Source organism: Mesorhizobium sp. WSM4810 (assembly GCF_055811235.1).
Window position 1 is genome coordinate 273,290 of record NZ_JBVVQV010000006.1, and the last position, 18,532, is coordinate 291,821.

At 63.6% G+C, this 18,532-nt stretch carries 17 protein-coding genes and 1 pseudogene; 10 read left to right on the top strand and 8 right to left on the bottom strand.

The annotated features are described in order from the left end of the window. Window positions 1-26: 26 nt before the first annotated feature. The 7 genes from AC0L3O_RS12250 to AC0L3O_RS12280 form a co-directional block, all read right to left on the bottom strand. Window positions 27-647 carry a pyridoxamine 5'-phosphate oxidase family protein gene (locus AC0L3O_RS12250; RefSeq protein WP_128171119.1) on the bottom strand — a complete coding sequence of 207 codons (621 nt, stop codon included), beginning with the start codon at window positions 645-647 and terminating at the stop codon, window positions 27-29. Between the two features lie 18 nt (window positions 648-665). Continuing rightward, window positions 666-1,340, bottom strand: coding sequence for a septation protein A (locus tag AC0L3O_RS12255; RefSeq protein WP_023803351.1), 675 nt, complete (start codon window positions 1,338-1,340; stop codon window positions 666-668). Between the two features lie 62 nt (window positions 1,341-1,402). After that, a complete protein-coding gene (gene ftsY / locus AC0L3O_RS12260) occupies window positions 1,403-3,259 on the bottom strand; it encodes a signal recognition particle-docking protein FtsY (RefSeq protein ID WP_473615698.1) in 1,857 nt (618 codons plus the stop codon). An 11-nt stretch (window positions 3,260-3,270) separates the two neighbouring features. Continuing rightward, window positions 3,271-4,587 carry a tRNA (N(6)-L-threonylcarbamoyladenosine(37)-C(2))-methylthiotransferase MtaB gene (gene mtaB / locus AC0L3O_RS12265; protein WP_473615699.1) on the bottom strand — a complete coding sequence of 439 codons (1,317 nt, stop codon included), beginning with the start codon at window positions 4,585-4,587 and terminating at the stop codon, window positions 3,271-3,273. Further along, the gene (gene dapF, locus AC0L3O_RS12270; protein WP_287248237.1) at window positions 4,587-5,471 is read right to left on the bottom strand and encodes a diaminopimelate epimerase; all 885 of its coding nucleotides are present in this window, start codon (window positions 5,469-5,471) and stop codon (window positions 4,587-4,589) included. Before dapF ends, mtaB begins: the two co-directional genes overlap by 1 nt. Window positions 5,472-5,645: 174 nt before the next feature. Next, window positions 5,646-5,807 carry a DUF1328 family protein gene (locus AC0L3O_RS12275; protein ID WP_128175373.1) on the bottom strand — a complete coding sequence of 54 codons (162 nt, stop codon included), beginning with the start codon at window positions 5,805-5,807 and terminating at the stop codon, window positions 5,646-5,648. 95 nt (window positions 5,808-5,902) lie between these two features. Continuing rightward, on the bottom strand, window positions 5,903-6,913 hold the full coding sequence (locus AC0L3O_RS12280) for an MBL fold metallo-hydrolase (protein WP_473615700.1): 1,011 nt from the start codon (window positions 6,911-6,913) through the stop codon (window positions 5,903-5,905). A gap of 293 nt (window positions 6,914-7,206) precedes the next feature. On the opposite strand from AC0L3O_RS12280, the gene AC0L3O_RS12285 reads away from it, so the two are divergent. Further along, on the top strand, window positions 7,207-7,755 hold the full coding sequence (locus AC0L3O_RS12285; RefSeq protein ID WP_027153708.1) for a protease inhibitor Inh/omp19 family protein: 549 nt from the start codon (window positions 7,207-7,209) through the stop codon (window positions 7,753-7,755). A gap of 140 nt (window positions 7,756-7,895) precedes the next feature. Then, window positions 7,896-9,098 carry a cell division protein ZapE gene (zapE, locus tag AC0L3O_RS12290; RefSeq protein ID WP_473615702.1) on the top strand — a complete coding sequence of 401 codons (1,203 nt, stop codon included), beginning with the start codon at window positions 7,896-7,898 and terminating at the stop codon, window positions 9,096-9,098. 173 nt (window positions 9,099-9,271) lie between these two features. Here zapE and AC0L3O_RS12295 read toward each other — a convergent pair. After that, window positions 9,272-9,583, bottom strand: a pseudogene (locus AC0L3O_RS12295) (GNAT family N-acetyltransferase); the annotation flags it as partial. A 241-nt stretch (window positions 9,584-9,824) separates the two neighbouring features. Here AC0L3O_RS12295 and mdh point away from each other — a divergent pair. The 8 genes from mdh (at window position 9,825) to odhB (ending at window position 18,520) form a co-directional block, all read left to right on the top strand. After that, a complete protein-coding gene (gene mdh / locus AC0L3O_RS12300) occupies window positions 9,825-10,793 on the top strand; it encodes a malate dehydrogenase (protein WP_027153710.1) in 969 nt (322 codons plus the stop codon). A 47-nt stretch (window positions 10,794-10,840) separates the two neighbouring features. Then, window positions 10,841-12,034: an ADP-forming succinate--CoA ligase subunit beta gene (gene sucC, locus AC0L3O_RS12305; protein ID WP_473615703.1), complete on the top strand. Its 1,194-nt coding sequence runs from the start codon at window positions 10,841-10,843 to the stop codon at window positions 12,032-12,034. Window positions 12,035-12,038: 4 nt separating this feature from the next. Beyond that, the gene (locus tag AC0L3O_RS12310) at window positions 12,039-12,410 is read left to right on the top strand and encodes a cupin domain-containing protein (RefSeq protein ID WP_473615704.1); all 372 of its coding nucleotides are present in this window, start codon (window positions 12,039-12,041) and stop codon (window positions 12,408-12,410) included. 60 nt (window positions 12,411-12,470) lie between these two features. Next, entirely contained in the window at window positions 12,471-12,701 is a 231-nt protein-coding gene (locus tag AC0L3O_RS12315) for a hypothetical protein (RefSeq protein WP_292432382.1), read from the top strand. Further along, the gene (locus tag AC0L3O_RS12320; protein ID WP_473615706.1) at window positions 12,691-13,110 is read left to right on the top strand and encodes a PIN domain-containing protein; all 420 of its coding nucleotides are present in this window, start codon (window positions 12,691-12,693) and stop codon (window positions 13,108-13,110) included. Before AC0L3O_RS12315 ends, AC0L3O_RS12320 begins: the two co-directional genes overlap by 11 nt. 15 nt (window positions 13,111-13,125) lie before the next feature. After that, entirely contained in the window at window positions 13,126-14,028 is a 903-nt protein-coding gene (gene sucD / locus AC0L3O_RS12325; RefSeq protein ID WP_023803366.1) for a succinate--CoA ligase subunit alpha, read from the top strand. 149 nt (window positions 14,029-14,177) lie between these two features. Beyond that, window positions 14,178-17,162 (top strand): 2-oxoglutarate dehydrogenase E1 component, encoded by a 2,985-nt coding sequence (locus AC0L3O_RS12330; RefSeq protein ID WP_473615707.1) that lies wholly within the window; start codon window positions 14,178-14,180, stop codon window positions 17,160-17,162. 50 nt (window positions 17,163-17,212) lie between these two features. Continuing rightward, window positions 17,213-18,520, top strand: coding sequence for a 2-oxoglutarate dehydrogenase complex dihydrolipoyllysine-residue succinyltransferase (odhB, locus tag AC0L3O_RS12335; protein ID WP_473615708.1), 1,308 nt, complete (start codon window positions 17,213-17,215; stop codon window positions 18,518-18,520). Window positions 18,521-18,532: the final 12 nt, after the last annotated feature.

Here is an 18,532-nt window from a genome sequence, read left to right on the forward strand (position 1 = left end):
GGCTCGGCGATTCGTGGTCGGGCACACTACCACATGGTGTGTTTGTATTCTTCGTCCAGCCAGCGGTCGGTCGCCTCGGCCGAATCGGCGAGCGCCAGCTGGTCGCGCAGGATCTGGCCGAGCGTCGGCAGCGTCGCGCGGTCGTACCAGGTTTCCGGCTTCCACAGATCGGAGCGCATGAAGGCCTTGGCGCAATGCATGTAGGCGGCCTTGACCGTCACCAGGACGACGCTTTGCGGTTCCTTGCCGTCAACGGCGAGCCGCTCGCGCAAAGCCGCATCGACGGTGATGCGGGCGTCGCCGTTGACGCGCAGCGTCTCGTTCATGCCCGGGATGAGGAAGAGCAGCCCGACCGAAGGGTTGAGAAGAATGTTCTCCAGCGTGTCGAGCCGGTTGTTGCCGGGCCGGTCGGGGATGGCGATGGTCTTCTCGTCGAGCACGGCGGCAAAGCCCGGCCTATCGCCCTTCGGCGTCACATCGGCATTGCCGGCGCCGTCCGAGGAGCCAATCAGCACGAAGGGGCTTTTGCCGATGAAGGAACGGCCGTGGCCATCCAGCGCCTTCAGTTCCTTGCGGATCGAGCCGTCGGTCGGCCGAGGCGTCTTGTAGATCGTTCTCAGCTCTTCGCGCGTGGTGACGAATTCCATGCCCTCTCCTTAAAATCGTTACTTGCCGGGCTTCCCTTCCGTTCCGGTCTTGCCTTCAAGCGAATGGCGCATGATCAGCGGCATCTGGCTGAAGGTGAAAAGAAGGGTGATCGGCATGATGCCCCAGACCTTGAATGTAACCCAGGCGTCGGTGGAAAAATTCCGCCAGACCACTTCGTTGACAAGGGCCAGGAACAGGAAAAACAGGCCCCAGCGGAAGGTGAGTTTCTTCCAGCCCTCGGCATCGAGGCTGAAGGCCGAATCGAAGACGTAGCCGAGCAGCGACTTGCCGAAGAACAGGCCGCCGAGCAGCACGCCGCCGAACAGCATGTTGACGATTGTCGGCTTCATCTTGATGAAGATGTCGTCCTGCAGGTAGAGCGTCAGCGCGCCGAAGACGAAGACGACGACGCCCGACACCATCGGCATGATCGGCAAGGTGCGGGTGAGCAGCCAGGACGCGGCCAGCGCGATCGCGGTCGCGGCCATGAACAGGCCGGTGGCGACGAAGATCGGTCCGCCGAATTCGGCCAGCACCGGAAACTTCTGCGACAGCCATGCGCCACGGGCGTTGGCGAAGAAGAACACCATCAACGGGCCGAGCTCCAGCACCAGCTTGAGCAGAGGATTGACGCCTTCCTTCTTCTGTTTCTGCGGGTCGGACGGGTCGCGTTCGAGGATGCGCGGGTTCATAGGCTTTCCTTCTTGCGCATGATCCTGGTCCAAAAGTCTGCAACTTTTTGGGATCAAGCTTGTTACGCCACTCCAGCGATCGCCCTGGCGAACTCGCTTGCGGAGAATGGTTCGAGGTCGTCGACCTGTTCGCCGACGCCGATGAAATAAACCGGCAATTTATGCTTTGCCGCAATCGCCACCAGAATACCGCCGCGTGCCGTGCCGTCCAGCTTGGTCATCACCAGGCCGTTGACGCCGGCGACATTGCGGAAGATCTCGACCTGGTTGAGCGCGTTCTGGCCGGTGGTGGCGTCGACCGTCTGCAGCACGGTGTGCGGCGCCTCCGGATCGAGCTTGCCCAGCACCCGGACGATCTTTTCGAGTTCCGCCATCAGCTCGGTCTTGTTCTGCAGCCGCCCGGCGGTGTCGATGATCAGCACGTCGGAGCCGGCTTGCCTGGCCTGTTCGAAGGCATCGTAGGCGAGGCCGGCGGCGTCGGCGCCAAGCTTCGAGGCGATGACCGGCGACCTGGTGCGCTCGCCCCAGATCTTCAATTGCTCGATCGCGGCGGCACGGAACGTGTCGCCGGCGGCGAGCATCACCGACAGGCCGCCGTCGGTCAGCTTTGCCGCCAGCTTGCCGATGGTCGTGGTCTTGCCGGTGCCGTTGACGCCGACGACAAGGATGACATGCGGCTTGTGGCTGAGGTCGAGCTCCAGCGGCAAGGCGACATGGGTCAGCACCTTCTCCACCTCGGTCGCCATGATGGCGCGGACTTCCGTCTCGGAGACGTCCTTGCCGTAGCGGCTGGCAGCCAGCGAATCGGTGATGCGCAAAGCCGTCTCCATGCCGAGATCGGCGCGGATCAGCACGTCCTCCAGATCCTGCAGCGTGTCCTCGTCGAGCTTGCGCTTGGTGAAGACGCCGGCGATGTTGCCTGACAGTTCCCGGGAAGAGCGGGCGAGCCCCTCCTTCATGCGCTGGAACCACGAGCGTTTCGGTGCCGGTTCCGGCGCCTTCTGCGGTTCGGCTCTCTGCTCGACCTTCTTGGCGACGGTGACCTTGCCGGCAGCCGGCTTTGGCTCCGGCGGTGGTTGTGGAACGGGCTCGCGCTTTACCTCCCCCGCGATGGGGGAGGTCCCGAGCGAAGCTCGGGGGTGGGGGTGACTGGCGCCGGCGCCGGCGCTGTCACCCAACCCCGCCGCTTCGCGGCGACCCTCCCCATCGAGGCGAGGGTGGGGCGCTGGAATGGCTTCAGGTTCGGGCGCGATCTCGGTAAGGACCGGCTTCGCCTCGATCGGCGCTGGCTGGCGAATGGGGGGCGGGATTTCGGCCGTCGGTGCGGCATCTTGCGCAGGTCCGCGCTGCCCCTCACCCTTACCCTCTCCCCGTGAAGGACGGGGAGAGGGGGGCGTCAGCGCAGCCGCTTCTTCCTCGGCCTCTGCGGGAGTGGTTCGGGCGGCGCGATCAGCACCCTTCTCCCCGTCCCTATACGGGGAGAAGGTGCCGGCAGGCGGATGAGGGGCGGCGCCAGCCGCTGATGATGGAAGCTGAGTGGACGCTTCGACGGACGCAGGTTCGGGTTGTTTCTTCGGGGCGATTTCCGGCTGCTCGGGCTCAGGAACGTCCTGCGGCTCCGGAGTTGGCTCGGGAATGACGGGAGCAGCCGGAATCTGCTCTGGCTCTTCGACCGGATCAGGCTCCGGCTGAGCAGGCTCGGCCTCTTCAACAGGCACCGGCTGTGCCGGAGGCGCAGCTTCCGCTTCGGGCCAAGGCTCTTCGCGTTTCAAAAATTCCGGAACGGCTTGCTCGGCCGCCGGTTTCAGTGCCTCGAGCGCGTCCCATTTGATCGGCGGCAGCGGTGCGGTCTCGTCGATCCGCTCCTCGACCACTTCCTTCTTGCCGAACGAAAAAATCTTCTTGAGAAAACCAGCCATGTTCTAGCGTCTCAGGCGGCGCGGGCGGCAAGCGGCGCCGCGATCAGTCTGACACCGTCATCGCCGGCGATATCAGCCTTAACGATTTCGCCCGGCGCACCCTCGGAGATCGCGGCAAGCGTAAACCCTTCGGTGCGGCCGAGCCCGTCGCGCTCGATCAGGATCGACTGGCGTGTTCCGGCGAGCGAGGAAAGGTGGCTGCGATAGGCGGTGTCACCGGCGGCGCGCAGCCGTGCCGCACGCTGCTTGACCAGTTCGCGGCGAAGCTGCGGCATGCGCGCGGCGGGGGTGCCTTCGCGCGGCGAAAACGGAAAAACGTGGAGATGCGTCAGCCCGCATTCCTCGACGATCTCCAACGATTTTTCGAACATGGCGTCCGTCTCGGTCGGGAAGCCGGCGATGATGTCGGCGCCGAAGACGATGCCGGGACGCAATTTGCGCAAATCCTGGCAAAAACGGATCGACTGATCCCGGTTGTGCCGGCGCTTCATCCGCTTCAGGATCATGTCGTCACCGGACTGCAGCGACAGATGCAGATGCGGCATCAGCCGAGGCTCGGTGGCGATGGCTTGGAGCAGATCGTCGTCAGCCTCGATCGAATCGATCGAGGAAAGGCGCAGGCGTGTCACGTCAGGCACCTGCTTCAGGATTGTCTTGACCAATTTGCCGAGTTTCGGGCTGCCCGGCAGGTCGGCGCCGAAACTGGTCATGTCGACGCCGGTCAGCACGATCTCGGCATAGCCATTGCCGCTCAGCCGCTTGACCTGCTCGACCACGGCGCCCATCGGCACCGAGCGCGAATTGCCGCGGCCATAGGGGATGATGCAGAAGGTGCAGCGGTGGTCGCAGCCGTTCTGAACCTGGACGAACGCCCGCGCCCGGCCTTCGATGGCGTCGACCATGTGGCCGGCCGTCTCGCGCACCGAAAAGATATCGTTGACGCGAGCCTTCTCGGTGTCGTTGACGCCGAAATCCGGCAGCGCGCGATAGGAATGCGCCTTCAGCTTTTCCTCGTTGCCAAGGACGAGATCGACCTCGTCCATGGCGACGAAATTCTGCGGCTCGGTCTGCGCGGCGCAGCCGGTGACGATGATGCGGGCGGCCGGATTCTCGCGGCGGGCCTTGCGGATCGACTGTTTTGCCTGGCGCACCGCCTCGCCGGTGACGGCGCAGGTGTTGAAGATGATGGCGCCGCCTTCCAGCGCGCCAAGGCCGGCACTTTCCGCCTCTCGCCGCATCACCTCGGATTCATAGGTGTTCAGCCGGCAGCCGAAGGTGACGACGTCAACACCTTTGGGAAGAGCGGGGCCCTTGGCAAGAGCGGCCATCAAGCGGCGCTTTCGGTGTCGCGGGCCCACACGCCGGTCGCCGGGTCGAAGCTGCCGGAAAATTCCCATTCGGCGGCACCGGTGAGGATGACGTGGTCGTCGCCGCGCCACTCGACATGCAAGGAGCCGCCGCCGGGCGTCACCAGGGAGACGCTGCGTCCGGTCCGCCTGGTGCGCGCCGCGGCGACGACGGCGGCACAAGCCGCCGTGCCGCAGGCCTTGGTCAGGCCGGCGCCGCGCTCCCAGGTGCGGATGACCATCGTCTCGGTCGAGGTCACCCGCGCGATGGTGATGTTGGCTCGTTCGGGGAAGATCGGGTGGTTTTCGAGCAGCGGACCGAAGCGGTCGAGCTCATAGGACCAGACGTCGCGGTCGACCCAGAAGATGGCGTGCGGATTGCCCATCGACACGACCGAGGGCGAGTGCAGCACCGGCGCGTCGATCGGGCCGACCTGCAGCTCGATCATGCGGGTATCGCGGAATTCCTCGGCGAGCGGAATATCCTGCCAGCCAAAACGCGGCTTGCCCATGTCGACCGAGATCAGCCCGTCGGCATGTTCTTCGGCGTTGAGGATGCCGGCGACGGTCTCGAAGGCGAATGTCTTCTGGCCGGTCTCGGCGGCAAGTGCCTGCACCACGCAGCGCATGCCGTTGCCGCAGGCCTGCGCGCCGGTTCCGTCGGAATTCAGGATGTCGATGAAAAAGGCAGTGCCCGGCGTTCTGGCGTCGTGGATCGCCATGATCTGATCGAACTTCGTCGCGGCATCGGCATTGAGCGCAAGGGCGGCAGCCGGCGCCACCCGGTCGGCGCGACCGCGCATGTCGGCAACGATGATTTCGTTGCCGATGCCGTTCATCTTGGCGAAGGGGGCAGTGCTTGCCATGGATCGAAAGGTCTCATGCCGGTTTGGCGCCTATATGGCGGATAGCGGCCGGAATTACCAGTGCGAGACGCCAGCGCGCCGTGCGTCGACTTGGACGCACAAAGTGCGCTCCGACATTTTGAACCCGCGCATCGTGCCTTCTGAAAATCGATTCCGATTTTCGGGCCGATGCGTCTACGCCACAGCGAAGACGCCAAGCATGACCAGCAGGAAGATGATCAGCACGATGCCGATGAGAATGCGGGCGCCGGTGGCAGCGGCTCCGGCCAATGCCGGCATGCCGAGCAGGCTGGCCGCGGCCGCGATTATCAGAAGAATCACAATCCATTTGATCATGGGAAATCCCTCGCAGCCGACGGTTGTGGACCACCACCAACGCGTTTACGACGTCCGGGTTCCCCCGGGGGCCTCTGGGGGGCCGGGTCGCCAGCCTAGAGCGCCGGCACGTCCCAGACTTCGCCGGGACGCAGGGCGCGAAAGCGTTCTTGCGGGACACCTTGATCGTTGAGGGCCTCGCCCAGCTTTCTTGCCGGCTCGTCGATCGGCTCGTTGGTGAGCCGGAACGTGCCCCAATGGCAGCCGGCGGCATAGTCGGCGTTGCACAACAGCATGCCTTGCACCGCCTCCTCCGGGTTCTGGTGGTGTGGCGCCATGAACCAGCGCGGCTCGTAGGCGCCGATCGGCAGGATGGCGAGGCGGAAGCCGCCGTGCCTTGCGGCCATCAGCCGGTAGTTGATGCCATCGTGGAAACCGGTGTCGCCGGCGAAATAGACCTTTCCGCCCGGCGTCTCGACCACAAAACCCGCCCACAGCGCCATGCGCCGGTCGCGGGTGCCGCGCGCCGACCAGTGGTGCACCGGCTCGACATGGACGGCGACGTCCTTGCCGATCTCGACCCGCTCGCCCCAGTCATGCACGGAAAGCCGCATTCCGGGAACGCCATCGTCGATGATGGCGTCGTTGCCGAGCGGCGTCAGCACCAGCGGGTCGTGCTTTGTCTTCAGCCGCTTCAGCGTGGCGAGGTCCAGATGGTCGTAGTGGTTATGGCTGACCAATACGAGATCGATCGGCGGCAGACTGGAAAAGGCGATGCTGGGCGGATTGACCCGTTTCGGCCCGGCAAAGGGGAGCGGCGAGGCGCGCCGCGACCAGACCGGGTCGGTGAGGATGTTCAGGCCGGCTGTCTGGATGAGCAGCGTGGAATGGCCGACCATGGTCAGCCTCAGTTCGGAGCCGTCGATCCGTTTGGCCGGTGTCGCCTGATGAAACGGACTTGGATTCGCCGACGGCCATTTCGAGCGTTCGCCGCCCAGCTGCCACTTCAAAAGATCGGAAAAGCGGGCAGGCAACTTGCCGTTGGGATTGAAGAACAAGGTGCCGTCGAAATGATCGCTGGGCGGCCCGCTATAGTAGCGGTTGGCCGCCCTTTTCCTCGCAGCCAAGATTTCGCCTCCGGCAAGGTTCGGTTTCATCAGAGATAGGACCGAAGCGGGCTGGCGCAAGCATTTGGCGGCCGGACGCCAGGGGCAGGCCTGTCCTGGCAAACCGCTGCGCAGTCTCGCGTCAGACCCCCAGGACAGGTTTTCGGGCGGCACGCATTTGTGGCAAAGTTGCAACAGGTGCCGCCGCAAATGCTATTTTAACCATACAGGGTTGAAATTTTGCCACCTTCTCCGTCTTGGTAAGGGGGATATTGTGCGGACGGCAGCCCGGCCGGATCCGACGGAGGTTTGAAATGAATTTTTCGAAAACCGGTCTGCTGGCCGTATCGCTGGCCGCGCTCTTTGCGAGCGGCTGTTCAACGTCACGGTTCTCGCCGATGGACCAGCAGCCGGCGCCGCTGCAAGCCGCGCCCTCCGGCAAGGTGACCGCAAACCAGCTGCCGCCGCCGGCGTCGCCTGGCACCGCCGACCCGTCGAAATTTCCGACGGCGCCGCAAGGCACGCTAAACCCGCAGGTCGCCTCGCTGCCGCCGGACGGAACGGCTCCGGCCGGAGCCCCGGATCTTACCGCAAGCAGCGTCGCCGGCGTGTGGAAGGCCAGCGTGTCCGGCCAGAGCTGCCAGGTGGCGACGCCGCAAACCAAATTCGGCTCCGGCTATCGGGCTGGACCACTGCATTGCCCGGCACCGATCGACGGCATCAAATCCTGGAACGTCGCCGGCAAGCAGTTGACGCTGTACGACGCGAACGGCGGCACGCTGGCACGGCTCTATTCCTCGGGCGGAGAGAAATTCGACGGCCAGACTTCCAACGGCCTGCCGATCTCGCTTACAAGAGGCTGACCCGCCCGCCCTTATTGTTTTTACGCGATTCCGAAAACCGCTACACGCTTTTCCCGGAATTGCTCTCTTTGTTTTTACGCAATTCCGGACAGAAAACCGCTACACATTTTTCTTGGAATTGCTCCGGAACGACGTGACCGATGCATCTGCGTGACGGCCTTCAGACCCATGCGACCGTCCGGCAGCGTTACGACCATTGGGTCGATACGGGCGTGATCGACCGCGATCCGGCGCAGGAGCGGGTCGTCGCGGCACTCGATCGGTTGATCGACGAGATTTCGGCAAAACGGCTGGCGCACAAATCGAGCGCGCTGGGCTGGCTGTTCGCTCGCAAGCGCGAGACGCGCGAGGCCGTCAAGGGCCTCTATATCCACGGCGGCGTCGGCCGTGGCAAGACCATGCTGATGGACATGTTCTTCGAGCTGGTGCCGGTCCGGCGCAAGCGCCGTGTGCATTTCAACGACTTCATGGCCGATGTGCAGGACCGCATCCAGAAGCACCGGCAGGCGCGTAAAGAGGGCACCGTCAGGGAAGACGACCCGATCGCGCCGGTGGCCCGCGCGTTGGCCGAGGAAGCCTGGGTGCTGTGCTTCGACGAGTTTTCCGTCACCGACATCGCCGATGCGATGATCCTGTCGCGGCTGTTCTCGGCGCTGTTTGCCAACGGCGTCGTGCTGGTCGCCACGTCCAATGTCGCGCCGCAGGATCTCTACGGCGACGGCTTGAACCGCAAGCTTTTCCTTCCCTTCATCGGCATCCTGGAGCGGCATGCGCAGGTGATTGCCCTCGATGCCGACAAGGACTATCGGCTGGACAAGCTCAGCCGCCTGCCGGTCTATGTCACCCCTGCCGATGCCGCCGCCGATGCTGTCCTCGACGAGGCCTGGAAAGTGATGACGCATGGCAGGCCGACGCAGGCAGCAGCCCTGACGGTAAAGGGCCGGCAGGTCGTCGTGCCGCGCGCCGCCGGCGAAGCGGCGCGGTTTTCCTTTGCCGATCTCTGCGAAAACCCGCTCGGTGCCCGAGATTTCCTGGCGATTGCCGGCCGCTTCTCGACCGTCTTTATCGATCATGTGCCGGTGCTTGGCGAAGGCATGCGCAACGAGGCGAAGCGCTTCATCCTGCTGATCGACACGCTCTACGACCATCATGTGCGGCTGGTGGTGAGCGCCGCCGCACCGCCAGCGGAGCTGTATACGGCTAGGCGCGGCAACGAGGTCTTCGAGTTCGAGCGCACCGCGTCGCGGCTGATCGAGATGCAGAGCCACGAATGGCTGGAAGACTGGGTGGAGAGGCAGAAGGCGCGGGTGGTGCCTGCGGAGGCGAGGCAGGATCGGGCCTGAACCTCGTTTCGTAGCGTTCCGGCACACCCCCTCTGTCCTGCCGGACATCTCCCCCTCAAGGGCCCCTCAAGGGGGGAGATCAGATGTCGCCTCGGCCCGTGCGGCTGCTTGCGCGACTCATAAAGCGCCTGGGCCGCCACATTGTCCGGCTCGGTGCCGACCCAGGCCTCCTCGCAGCCATGCTCCCGGCCGAGCTCAAACATGGCGTCGAGCATCTTCGTCGCTATGGCCTGGCGCTGGAAGGCCGGCGCCACGCCGACTTCGTCGATGTAGAGTTCGCTCACCTTGTCCGGGTGGCGGTGGATGACGGCCGCGCATTGGCCGACGACTGTGCCACCGGCCAATGCCACGATCATGAAATGACCGGGTTCGCGGAGATACGCTGCCAACCGATCCAGCCTGACCGGTTCATCGAACACATCTTCGGCGACCCGCATCACAAGGGCGTCATCGCCGGAAAACAGCCTTCTTGTTTCCATCTTCATTGCGTAACTTTCCCAAGTCGGCTCAATTCTTTTGACGTTTACGTAAATCCCAACCCATCCAACCGATTGAAAAATCTCACTCCAAAATAATCGTTTGAATATTCTATGCGCCGGGGCTATTGGGTGCGGCGAAATCTTCGCGGCTTCCCCGCCGCATTCCGGCCTCCTTCCTCGACGCCGTCATCCAATTCGTTAAGGGATTTGGGGCGCCGTCACAGTCCTAAAGGGAAAACATCCTGACATGGCACGCAACAAGATAGCGCTCATCGGCTCGGGCATGATCGGCGGCACGCTCGCCCACATGATCGGCCTCAAGGATCTCGGCGACGTTGTGCTGTTCGATATCGCCGAGGGCATCCCGCAAGGCAAAGGGCTGGATATCGCGCAGTCGTCGCCGGTCGATGGGTTCGATTCCAGGCTGACCGGCGTCAACGATTATGCCGGCATAGAGGGTGCCGACGTCTGCATCGTCACCGCCGGTGTGCCGCGCAAGCCCGGCATGAGCCGCGACGACCTTCTCGGCATCAATCTGAAGGTCATGGAGCAGGTTGGCGCGGGTCTCAAGAAATACGCGCCGAAAGCCTTCGTCATCTGCATCACCAACCCGCTCGACGCCATGGTCTGGGCGCTGCAGAAGTTTTCCGGCCTGCCGAAGAGCCATGTCGTGGGCATGGCCGGCGTGCTCGACAGTTCGCGCTTTCGCTATTTCCTGGCCGAAGAATTCAAGGTGTCGGTCGAGGACGTCACCGCCTTCGTGCTCGGCGGCCATGGCGATTCCATGGTGCCGATGATCCGCTATTCGACGGTTGCCGGCATCCCGCTGCCCGACCTCATCAAGATGGGCTGGACCTCGAAGGAAAAGCTCGACCAGATCGTGCAGCGCACCCGCGACGGCGGCGCCGAGATCGTCGGCCTGCTCAAGACCGGCTCGGCCTTCTACGCACCGGCCGCCTCGGCGATCGCCATGGCCGAAGCCTATCTCAAGGACAAGAAGCGCGTGCTGCCCTGTGCTGCGCATCTCTCCGGCCAGTATGGTGTCAAGAACACCTATGTCGGCGTGCCGGTGGTGATCGGCGCCGGCGGTGTCGAGCGCGTCATCGAGATCGAGCTCGGCAAGGCCGAGCAGAAGATGTTCGACAATTCGGTGGCGGCGGTGCAGGGCCTGTGCGAGGCTTGCGTCAAGATCGCTCCGCAACTCGCCGCCAAATGATCCGCCGCCAAGTGACTCGCCAGTAAAGTGATCTGGAGACAACGCGCATGAACATCCATGAATATCAGGGCAAGGCGCTGCTGAAGGGCTTTGGCGCACCGGTGGCCGAAGGCGTGCCGGTGTTTAGGGCAAGCGAGGCGGAAGCCGCCGCCAAGGCACTGCCCGGCCCGCTCTATGTGGTGAAAAGCCAAATCCATGCCGGCGGCCGCGGCAAGGGCAAGTTCAGGGAGCTTGGCCCCGACGCCAAGGGCGGCGTCAGGCTGGCGAAATCGGTGGCCGAGGTCGTCGCCAACGCCAAGGAAATGCTTGGCCACACGCTGGTCACCAAGCAGACCGGCCCCTCGGGCAAGCAGGTCAACCGCCTCTACATCGAGGATGGCGCCGACATCGAGCGCGAGCTCTATCTGTCGCTGCTGGTCGATCGCTCCGTCGGCCGCATCGCTTTCGTCGTTTCGACCGAGGGCGGCATGGACATCGAGGCGGTCGCCCACGACACGCCGGAAAAGATCATCACCGTCGCCATCGACCCGGAAAAAGGCATAACGGCGGATGATTTGAAAGAACTCAACGGCGCGCTGAAGCTCGACGGCGACGCCGCCAAGGACGGCGAGACGTTGTTCCCGATCCTCTACAAAGCCTTCGTCGAAAAGGACATGAGCCTGCTCGAGGTCAATCCGCTGATCGTCATGAAGAATGGCCGGTTGCGCGTGCTCGACGCAAAAGTGTCGTTCGACAACAACGCGCTGTTCCGCCATCCCGACGTGATGGAACTGCGCGACATTACCGAAGAGGACGAGAAGGAGATCGAGGCGTCGAAATACGACCTCGCCTATGTCGCGCTCGACGGCAATATCGGCTGCATGGTCAATGGCGCCGGCCTTGCCATGGCGACGATGGATATCATCAAGCTCTATGGCGCCGAGCCCGCCAACTTCCTCGATGTCGGCGGCGGTGCGTCGAAGGAGAAGGTGACGGCGGCGTTCAAGATCATCACCAAGGATCCGGCGGTCAAAGGCATCCTGATCAACATCTTCGGCGGCATCATGAAGTGCGACATCATCGCTGAGGGCGTTATCGCGGCGGTCAAGGAAGTCGGCCTGCAAGTGCCGCTGGTGGTGCGGCTGGAAGGCACCAATGCCGAACTCGGCAAGAAGATCATCAACGACAGCGGGCTCAACGTCGTCTCGGCCGATGACCTCGACGACGCGGCCAAGAAAATCGTGGCGGCGGTGAAGGGCTGATCTGGTGCCTCCGCACAAGATAAATCTGGTCGAGGCGGCGGATCAGAAGATCAAACAGGTCTTCGATCCGCATATCGCCGGTGACGTCAATGACGCCCAGGTCAAGATCGCCAAGTTCGGCGATGTCTTCGACTGGCACGCGCACGACAACGAGGACGAAGCGTTCCTGGTGCTGCGCGGCCGCATCGCCATCGATTTTCGCGACGGCACGGTGGAGCTTGGCAGCGGCGAGTTCATCGTCGTGCCGCGCGCCGTCGAGCACCGGCCGCGCTCGCTGAGCGAGGAGCCGGTGGTGCTGATGTTCGAGCCGGCGACGACGCTCAACACCGGCAACGCCAAAAGTGACCTCACCGTCGCCGATCTCAAGCGGCTGTAGGAACTTGCGAATGCCACACAGTTACACATATACTGTGTGGAATTTGCAGGAGAAAAGAGAATGAAGAACATCACGCTGGCGGTCGAGGACGAGGTTCTGGAGCAGGTCAAGCTGACGGCTGCCGAACAGCGAACGACCGTCAACGCCATGGTGCGGGAGTTTTTCGCGACAGTGGCCGCGAAGCGGCGCGCCAAGGACGAGGCACGGCAAGCCCTGCTGAACCTTGCCCGCGAGGCGGCAGGCGACATGGGCGGCAAGAAGTGGAACCGGGAAGCTCTCTATGACCGCTGAGTGCTTCCTCGACACCAACGTGCTCGTCTATGCCGCCATCGGACACAAATCTGAGCGCGCCAAGTACGAGCGCGCCGTGGAGTTGATTGCCACGGAAGACTATTCGACCTCCGCACAGGTGCTGCAGGAGTTCTATGTGAACGTGACCAAACGAGCGGATGTCACTTTGCCACCAGCCAAGGCGGCTGAGTGGGTCGCCGCGATCTCCATGAAGCCCTGCCAGGATTTAGACAGCGCAGTCGTCATGCGGGGGATCGAGAACTCGCAACGCTACCAGATTTCATATTGGGATGGCGCAATCATCGCCGCCGCCGAGCGCCTTGGCGTCAAGACACTTTACACCGAAGACCTCAACCACGGGCAGGCCTACGGATCCGTGGTCGCCGTCAACCCCTTCCGCACTCACTGATCAGGTCGCTAAAAAATGTCCATTCTCGTCGACAAGAACACCAAGGTGCTCGTGCAGGGCCTGACCGGCAAGACCGGCACGTTCCATACCGAACAGGCGCTGGCCTATCACGGGACAAAAATGGTCGGCGGCATCCACCCGAAGAAGGGTGGCGAGACGTGGACCGGCGCCGCGGGCGAGAGCTTGCCGATCTTTTCCACCGTCGCTGAAGGCAAGGCGAAGACCGGCGCCAATGCATCTGTCGTCTATGTGCCGCCGGCGGGCGCCGCCGAGGCGATCCTGGAAGCGATCGAAGCCGAGATCCCGCTGATCATCTGCATCACCGAGGGCATCCCGGTGATCGACATGATCAAGGTCAAGGCGCGGCTCGACCGCTCGACATCGCGGCTGATCGGTCCCAACTGCCCCGGCGTCCTGACCCCCAACGAATGCAAGATCGGCATCATGCCCGGCAACATCTTCCGCAAGGGCTCGGTCGGCGTTGTTTCCCGCTCGGGAACGCTTACCTATGAGGCAGTGTTCCAGACCACCAATGTCGGTCTCGGCCAGACCACCGCCGTCGGCATCGGTGGCGACCCCGTCAAAGGCACGGAGTTCATCGACGTGCTGGAGATGTTCCTCGCCGACGACGAGACCCAGTCGATCATCATGATCGGCGAGATCGGCGGCTCGGCCGAGGAAGACGCCGCGCAGTTCCTCAAGGACGAAGCCAAGCGTGGCCGCAAGAAGCCGATGGCCGGTTTCATCGCCGGACGCACGGCCCCGGCCGGCCGCACCATGGGTCATGCCGGCGCGGTCATCTCCGGCGGCAAGGGCGGCGCCGAGGACAAGATCGCGGCGATGGAATCGGCCGGAATTAAGGTTTCGCCGTCGCCGGCTCGGCTCGGCACGACGCTGGTCGAAGCGATAAAAGGTTAAGGCAGTAAGGGAGTAGGGCAGTATGGGAGTAGGGGAATAGGAAGAACGGGACGAACGATGGCTAGTGCCTGGTTTTCCCTACTGCCCTACTCCCTTACTGCCCTACTCCCTTCCAAAACAGGAGACGGAGCCAAGGCTCCGCGGAAAAAATGGCAAGACAAGATCAGGCCAACGACCAATTTTCGCTTACCTCTTTTCTCTATGGCGGCAATGCCGACTACATCGACGCGCTCTACGCCGCCTATGAGGACGATCCCTCTTCGGTCGATCCCGAATGGCAGGATTTCTTCGCGGCGCTGAAGGACGACGCCGGCGATGTCCGCAAGAATGCCAAGGGCGCCTCATGGGCCAAGCCCTCGTGGCCGCTGCAGGCCAATGGCGAACTGGTGTCGGCGCTCGACGGCGATTGGGGCATCGTCGAGAAGCACATCGAGAAGAAGGTCCAGAACAGGGCGGTGATAAACGGGGTCACCCTGTCCGACGCCGACGTCCATCAGGCGACGCGCGATTCCGTGCGCGCCATCATGATGATCCGCGCCTACCGCATGCGTGGCCATTTGCACGCCAATCTCGACCCGCTCGGCATCGCCAAGCTCGAGGATTACAATGAGCTGTCGCCGGAAAACTACGGCTTCACCGCCGCCGACTACGACCGCCCGATCTTCCTCGACAATGTGCTCGGGCTCGAATTCGGCACCATCCGGCAGATGCTCGACATCCTGACCCGCACCTATTGCTCGACGCTCGGCGTCGAGTTCATGCATATTTCCGATCCCGAGGAGAAGGCCTGGATCCAAGCGCGCATCGAGGGCACCGACAAGGAGATCTCCTTCACCGCCGCCGGCAAGAAGGCGATCCTGCAGAAGCTGGTCGAGGCGGAAGGCTTCGAGCAGTTCATCGACGTCAAGTACAAGGGCACCAAGCGCTTCGGCCTCGACGGCGCCGAGGCGCTGATCCCGGCGCTGGAGCAGATCGTCAAGCGCGGCGGCCAGCTCGGCATGAAGGAGATCGTGCTCGGCATGGCGCATCGCGGCCGGCTGAACGTGCTCTCCCAGGTGATGGCCAAGCCGCACCGCGCCATCTTCCACGAGTTCAAGGGCGGCTCGGCCGCGCCCGACGAGGTCGAGGGCTCGGGCGACGTGAAGTACCATCTTGGTGCTTCGTCGGACCGCGAGTTCGACGGCAACAAGGTGCACCTGTCGCTGACCGCCAATCCATCGCACCTGGAAATCGTCGATCCGGTGGTGATGGGCAAGGCGCGGGCCAAGCAGGACTCTCTGTTCGGCCGCAGCCGCGAAGAGATCGTGCCGCTGGAAGAGCGCGCCAAGGTGCTGCCGCTGCTCCTGCATGGTGACGCCGCCTTTGCCGGCCAGGGCGTGATTGCCGAAATCCTCGGCTTGTCCGGCTTGCGCGGCCACCGCGTCGCCGGCACGCTGCACTTCATCATCAACAACCAGATCGGCTTCACCACCAACCCGCGCTTTTCGCGCTCGTCGCCCTATCCGTCGGATGTCGCCAAGATGATCGAGGCGCCGATCTTCCACGTCAATGGCGACGATCCGGAAGCCGTGGTCCATGCCACCAAGGTGGCCATCGAATTCCGCATGAGGTTCCACAAGCCTGTCGTGGTCGACATGTTCTGCTACCGCCGCTTCGGCCACAATGAGGGCGACGAACCGGCCTTCACCCAGCCGATCATGTATCGCAACATCCGCAACCATAAGACGACGGTGCAGATCTATGCCGACCGGCTGATCGCCGAAGGCCATATCGGCCAGGCCGAATTCGACAAGCTGAAGGCCGACTGGCGGGCACATCTCGAGCAGGAATTCGAGGTCGGCCAGCACTATAAGCCCAACAAGGCCGACTGGCTGGATGGCGCCTGGTCGGGCCTGCGCACAGCCGACAACCAGGACGAACAGCGGCGCGGCAAAACCGCCGTGCCGGTCAAGACGCTGAAGGAAATCGGCAAGAAGCTGACCGAGGTGCCGAAGGAATTCGAGGCGCACAGGACGATCATGCGGTTTCTCGAGAACCGCCGCCAGGCGATCGAGTCGGGCGAAGGCATCGACTGGTCGACGGCCGAGGCGCTGGCCTTCGGCGCCATCCTGCTCGACGGCAATCCGGTCCGGCTGTCCGGACAGGATTCGGAGCGCGGTACGTTCTCGCAACGCCACTCCGTGCTCTACGACCAGCGCGACGAGACACGCTACATCCCGCTCAACAATCTGTCGGCGGCGCAGGCCGGTTTCGAGGTCATCAACTCGATGCTGTCGGAAGAGGCCGTGCTCGGCTTCGAATATGGCTACAGCCTGGCCGAGCCGAAGGCGCTGACGCTTTGGGAAGCGCAGTTCGGCGATTTCGCCAACGGCGCCCAGGTGGTGTTCGACCAGTTCATCTCGTCGGGCGAGCGCAAGTGGCTCAGAATGTCGGGCCTCGTCTGCCTGTTGCCGCATGGCTATGAAGGCCAGGGGCCGGAACATTCGTCGGCCAGGCTCGAGCGATTCCTGCAGCTTTGCGCCGAAGATAACATGCAAGTGGCCTACTGCACGACGCCGGCCAACTACTTCCACATCCTGCGCCGGCAGTTGAAGCGGGATTTCCGCAAGCCGCTGATCCTGATGACGCCGAAGTCGCTGCTGCGCCACAAGCGGGCGGTGTCGACACTGCCGGAGATGTCGGGCGAAAGCGCGTTCCACCGGCTGTTGTGGGACGATGCCCAGCAACTCCCCGGCCAGGCGATCAAGCTCACCAAGGATTCGAAGATTCGCCGCGTCGTGCTCTGCTCGGGCAAGGTCTATTACGACCTCTACGAGGAGCGCGAGAAGCGCGGCATCAACGACATCTACCTGCTGCGCGTCGAACAGCTCTATCCGTTCCCGGCCAAGGCGCTGATCACCGAACTGTCACGCTTCCGCAACGCCGAGATGGTCTGGTGCCAGGAGGAGCCCAAGAATATGGGCGCCTGGTCGTTCATCGATCCGTATCTGGAATGGGTGCTGGCGCATATCGACGCCAAGCACCAGCGGGTGCGCTATACCGGCCGGCCGGCCGCCGCGTCGCCGGCGACCGGGTTGATGTCGAAGCATCTCGCCCAGCTTGCCGCCTTGCTCGAAGACGCGCTCGGTGAATAGAACAGAGTTCGGCGAATAGAACAGAACCGACAGAAGAACGGACAGGCACAATGGCTACCGAAATCCGCGTCCCCACTCTTGGCGAATCCGTCACCGAGGCGACCATCGGCAAATGGTTCAAGAGGGTGGGCGACGCGATCGCCACCGACGAGCCGCTGGTCGAACTCGAAACCGACAAGGTCACGGTCGAAGTGCCGGCCGCGGCCGCAGGAACGCTCAGCGAGATCGCCGTCAAGGAAGGCGAGACGGTCGAAGTCGGTGCTTTGCTCGGCATGATTTCGGCGGGCAACGGGGCAAAGGCGGCAGCACCCGAAGCCGCGAAGGCGTCAACATCCGAAGCGAAGCAGGACGCGGTATCGCAGGCCTCGGCGCCGACCGCCGCAGCCACCGTCAAGCAAGCCGCGGCCGAGACTGCCAAGATCGCCGGCGATGCCGGGCCGATCGAGGCGCGCGCGATGCCGCCGGCGCCAGCGGCGGCGAAGCTGCTGGCCGAGAGCAATCTCGCGGTCGACCAGATCTCGGGTTCCGGCAAGCGCGGCCAGGTGCTCAAGGGCGACGTGCTCGACGCGATCGCCAGGGGCGCTCCGTCGCAGCCTTCCGAGACGCCGAAGGCCCCTGCACCGGTCGCCGCCCGTGCGCCGTCCTCGGCCGACGACGCGTCGCGTGAAGAGCGGGTGCGCATGACCAAGCTGCGGCAGACCATCGCCCGCCGCCTCAAGGAAGCGCAGTCGACCGCCGCCATGCTGACCACCTTCAACGAGGTGGACATGAGCGCGGTGATGGCGCTCAGGAGCAAATACAAGGATGTGTTCGAGAAGAAGCACGGCGTGAAGCTGGGCTTCATGGGCTTCTTCACCAAGGCCGTCACCCATGCGCTGAAGGAAATCCCTTCCGTCAATGCCGAGATCGACGGCACCGACATCATCTTCAAGAACTACGCCCATATCGGCGTCGCAGTCGGCACCGAAAAGGGCCTCGTCGTGCCTGTCGTGCGCGATGCCGACCAGATGGGAATAGCCGAGATCGAGAAGGAGATCGGCCGGCTGGGCGTCGCCGCGCGTGACGGCAAGCTTTCCGTGGCGGACATGCAAGGCGGGACGTTCACGATTTCCAACGGCGGCGTTTACGGGTCGCTGATGTCGACGCCGATCCTCAACGCGCCGCAGTCGGGCATTCTGGGCATGCACAAGATCCAGGAGCGGCCGGTGGTGGTCGGCGGCCAGATCGTAATCCGACCGATGATGTATCTGGCGCTCTCCTACGATCACCGCATCGTCGACGGCAAGGAAGCGGTGACCTTCCTGGTGCGGGTCAAGGAAAGCCTGGAGGATCCGGAGCGGCTGGTGCTCGATCTCTAGGCCCGGTCGAGG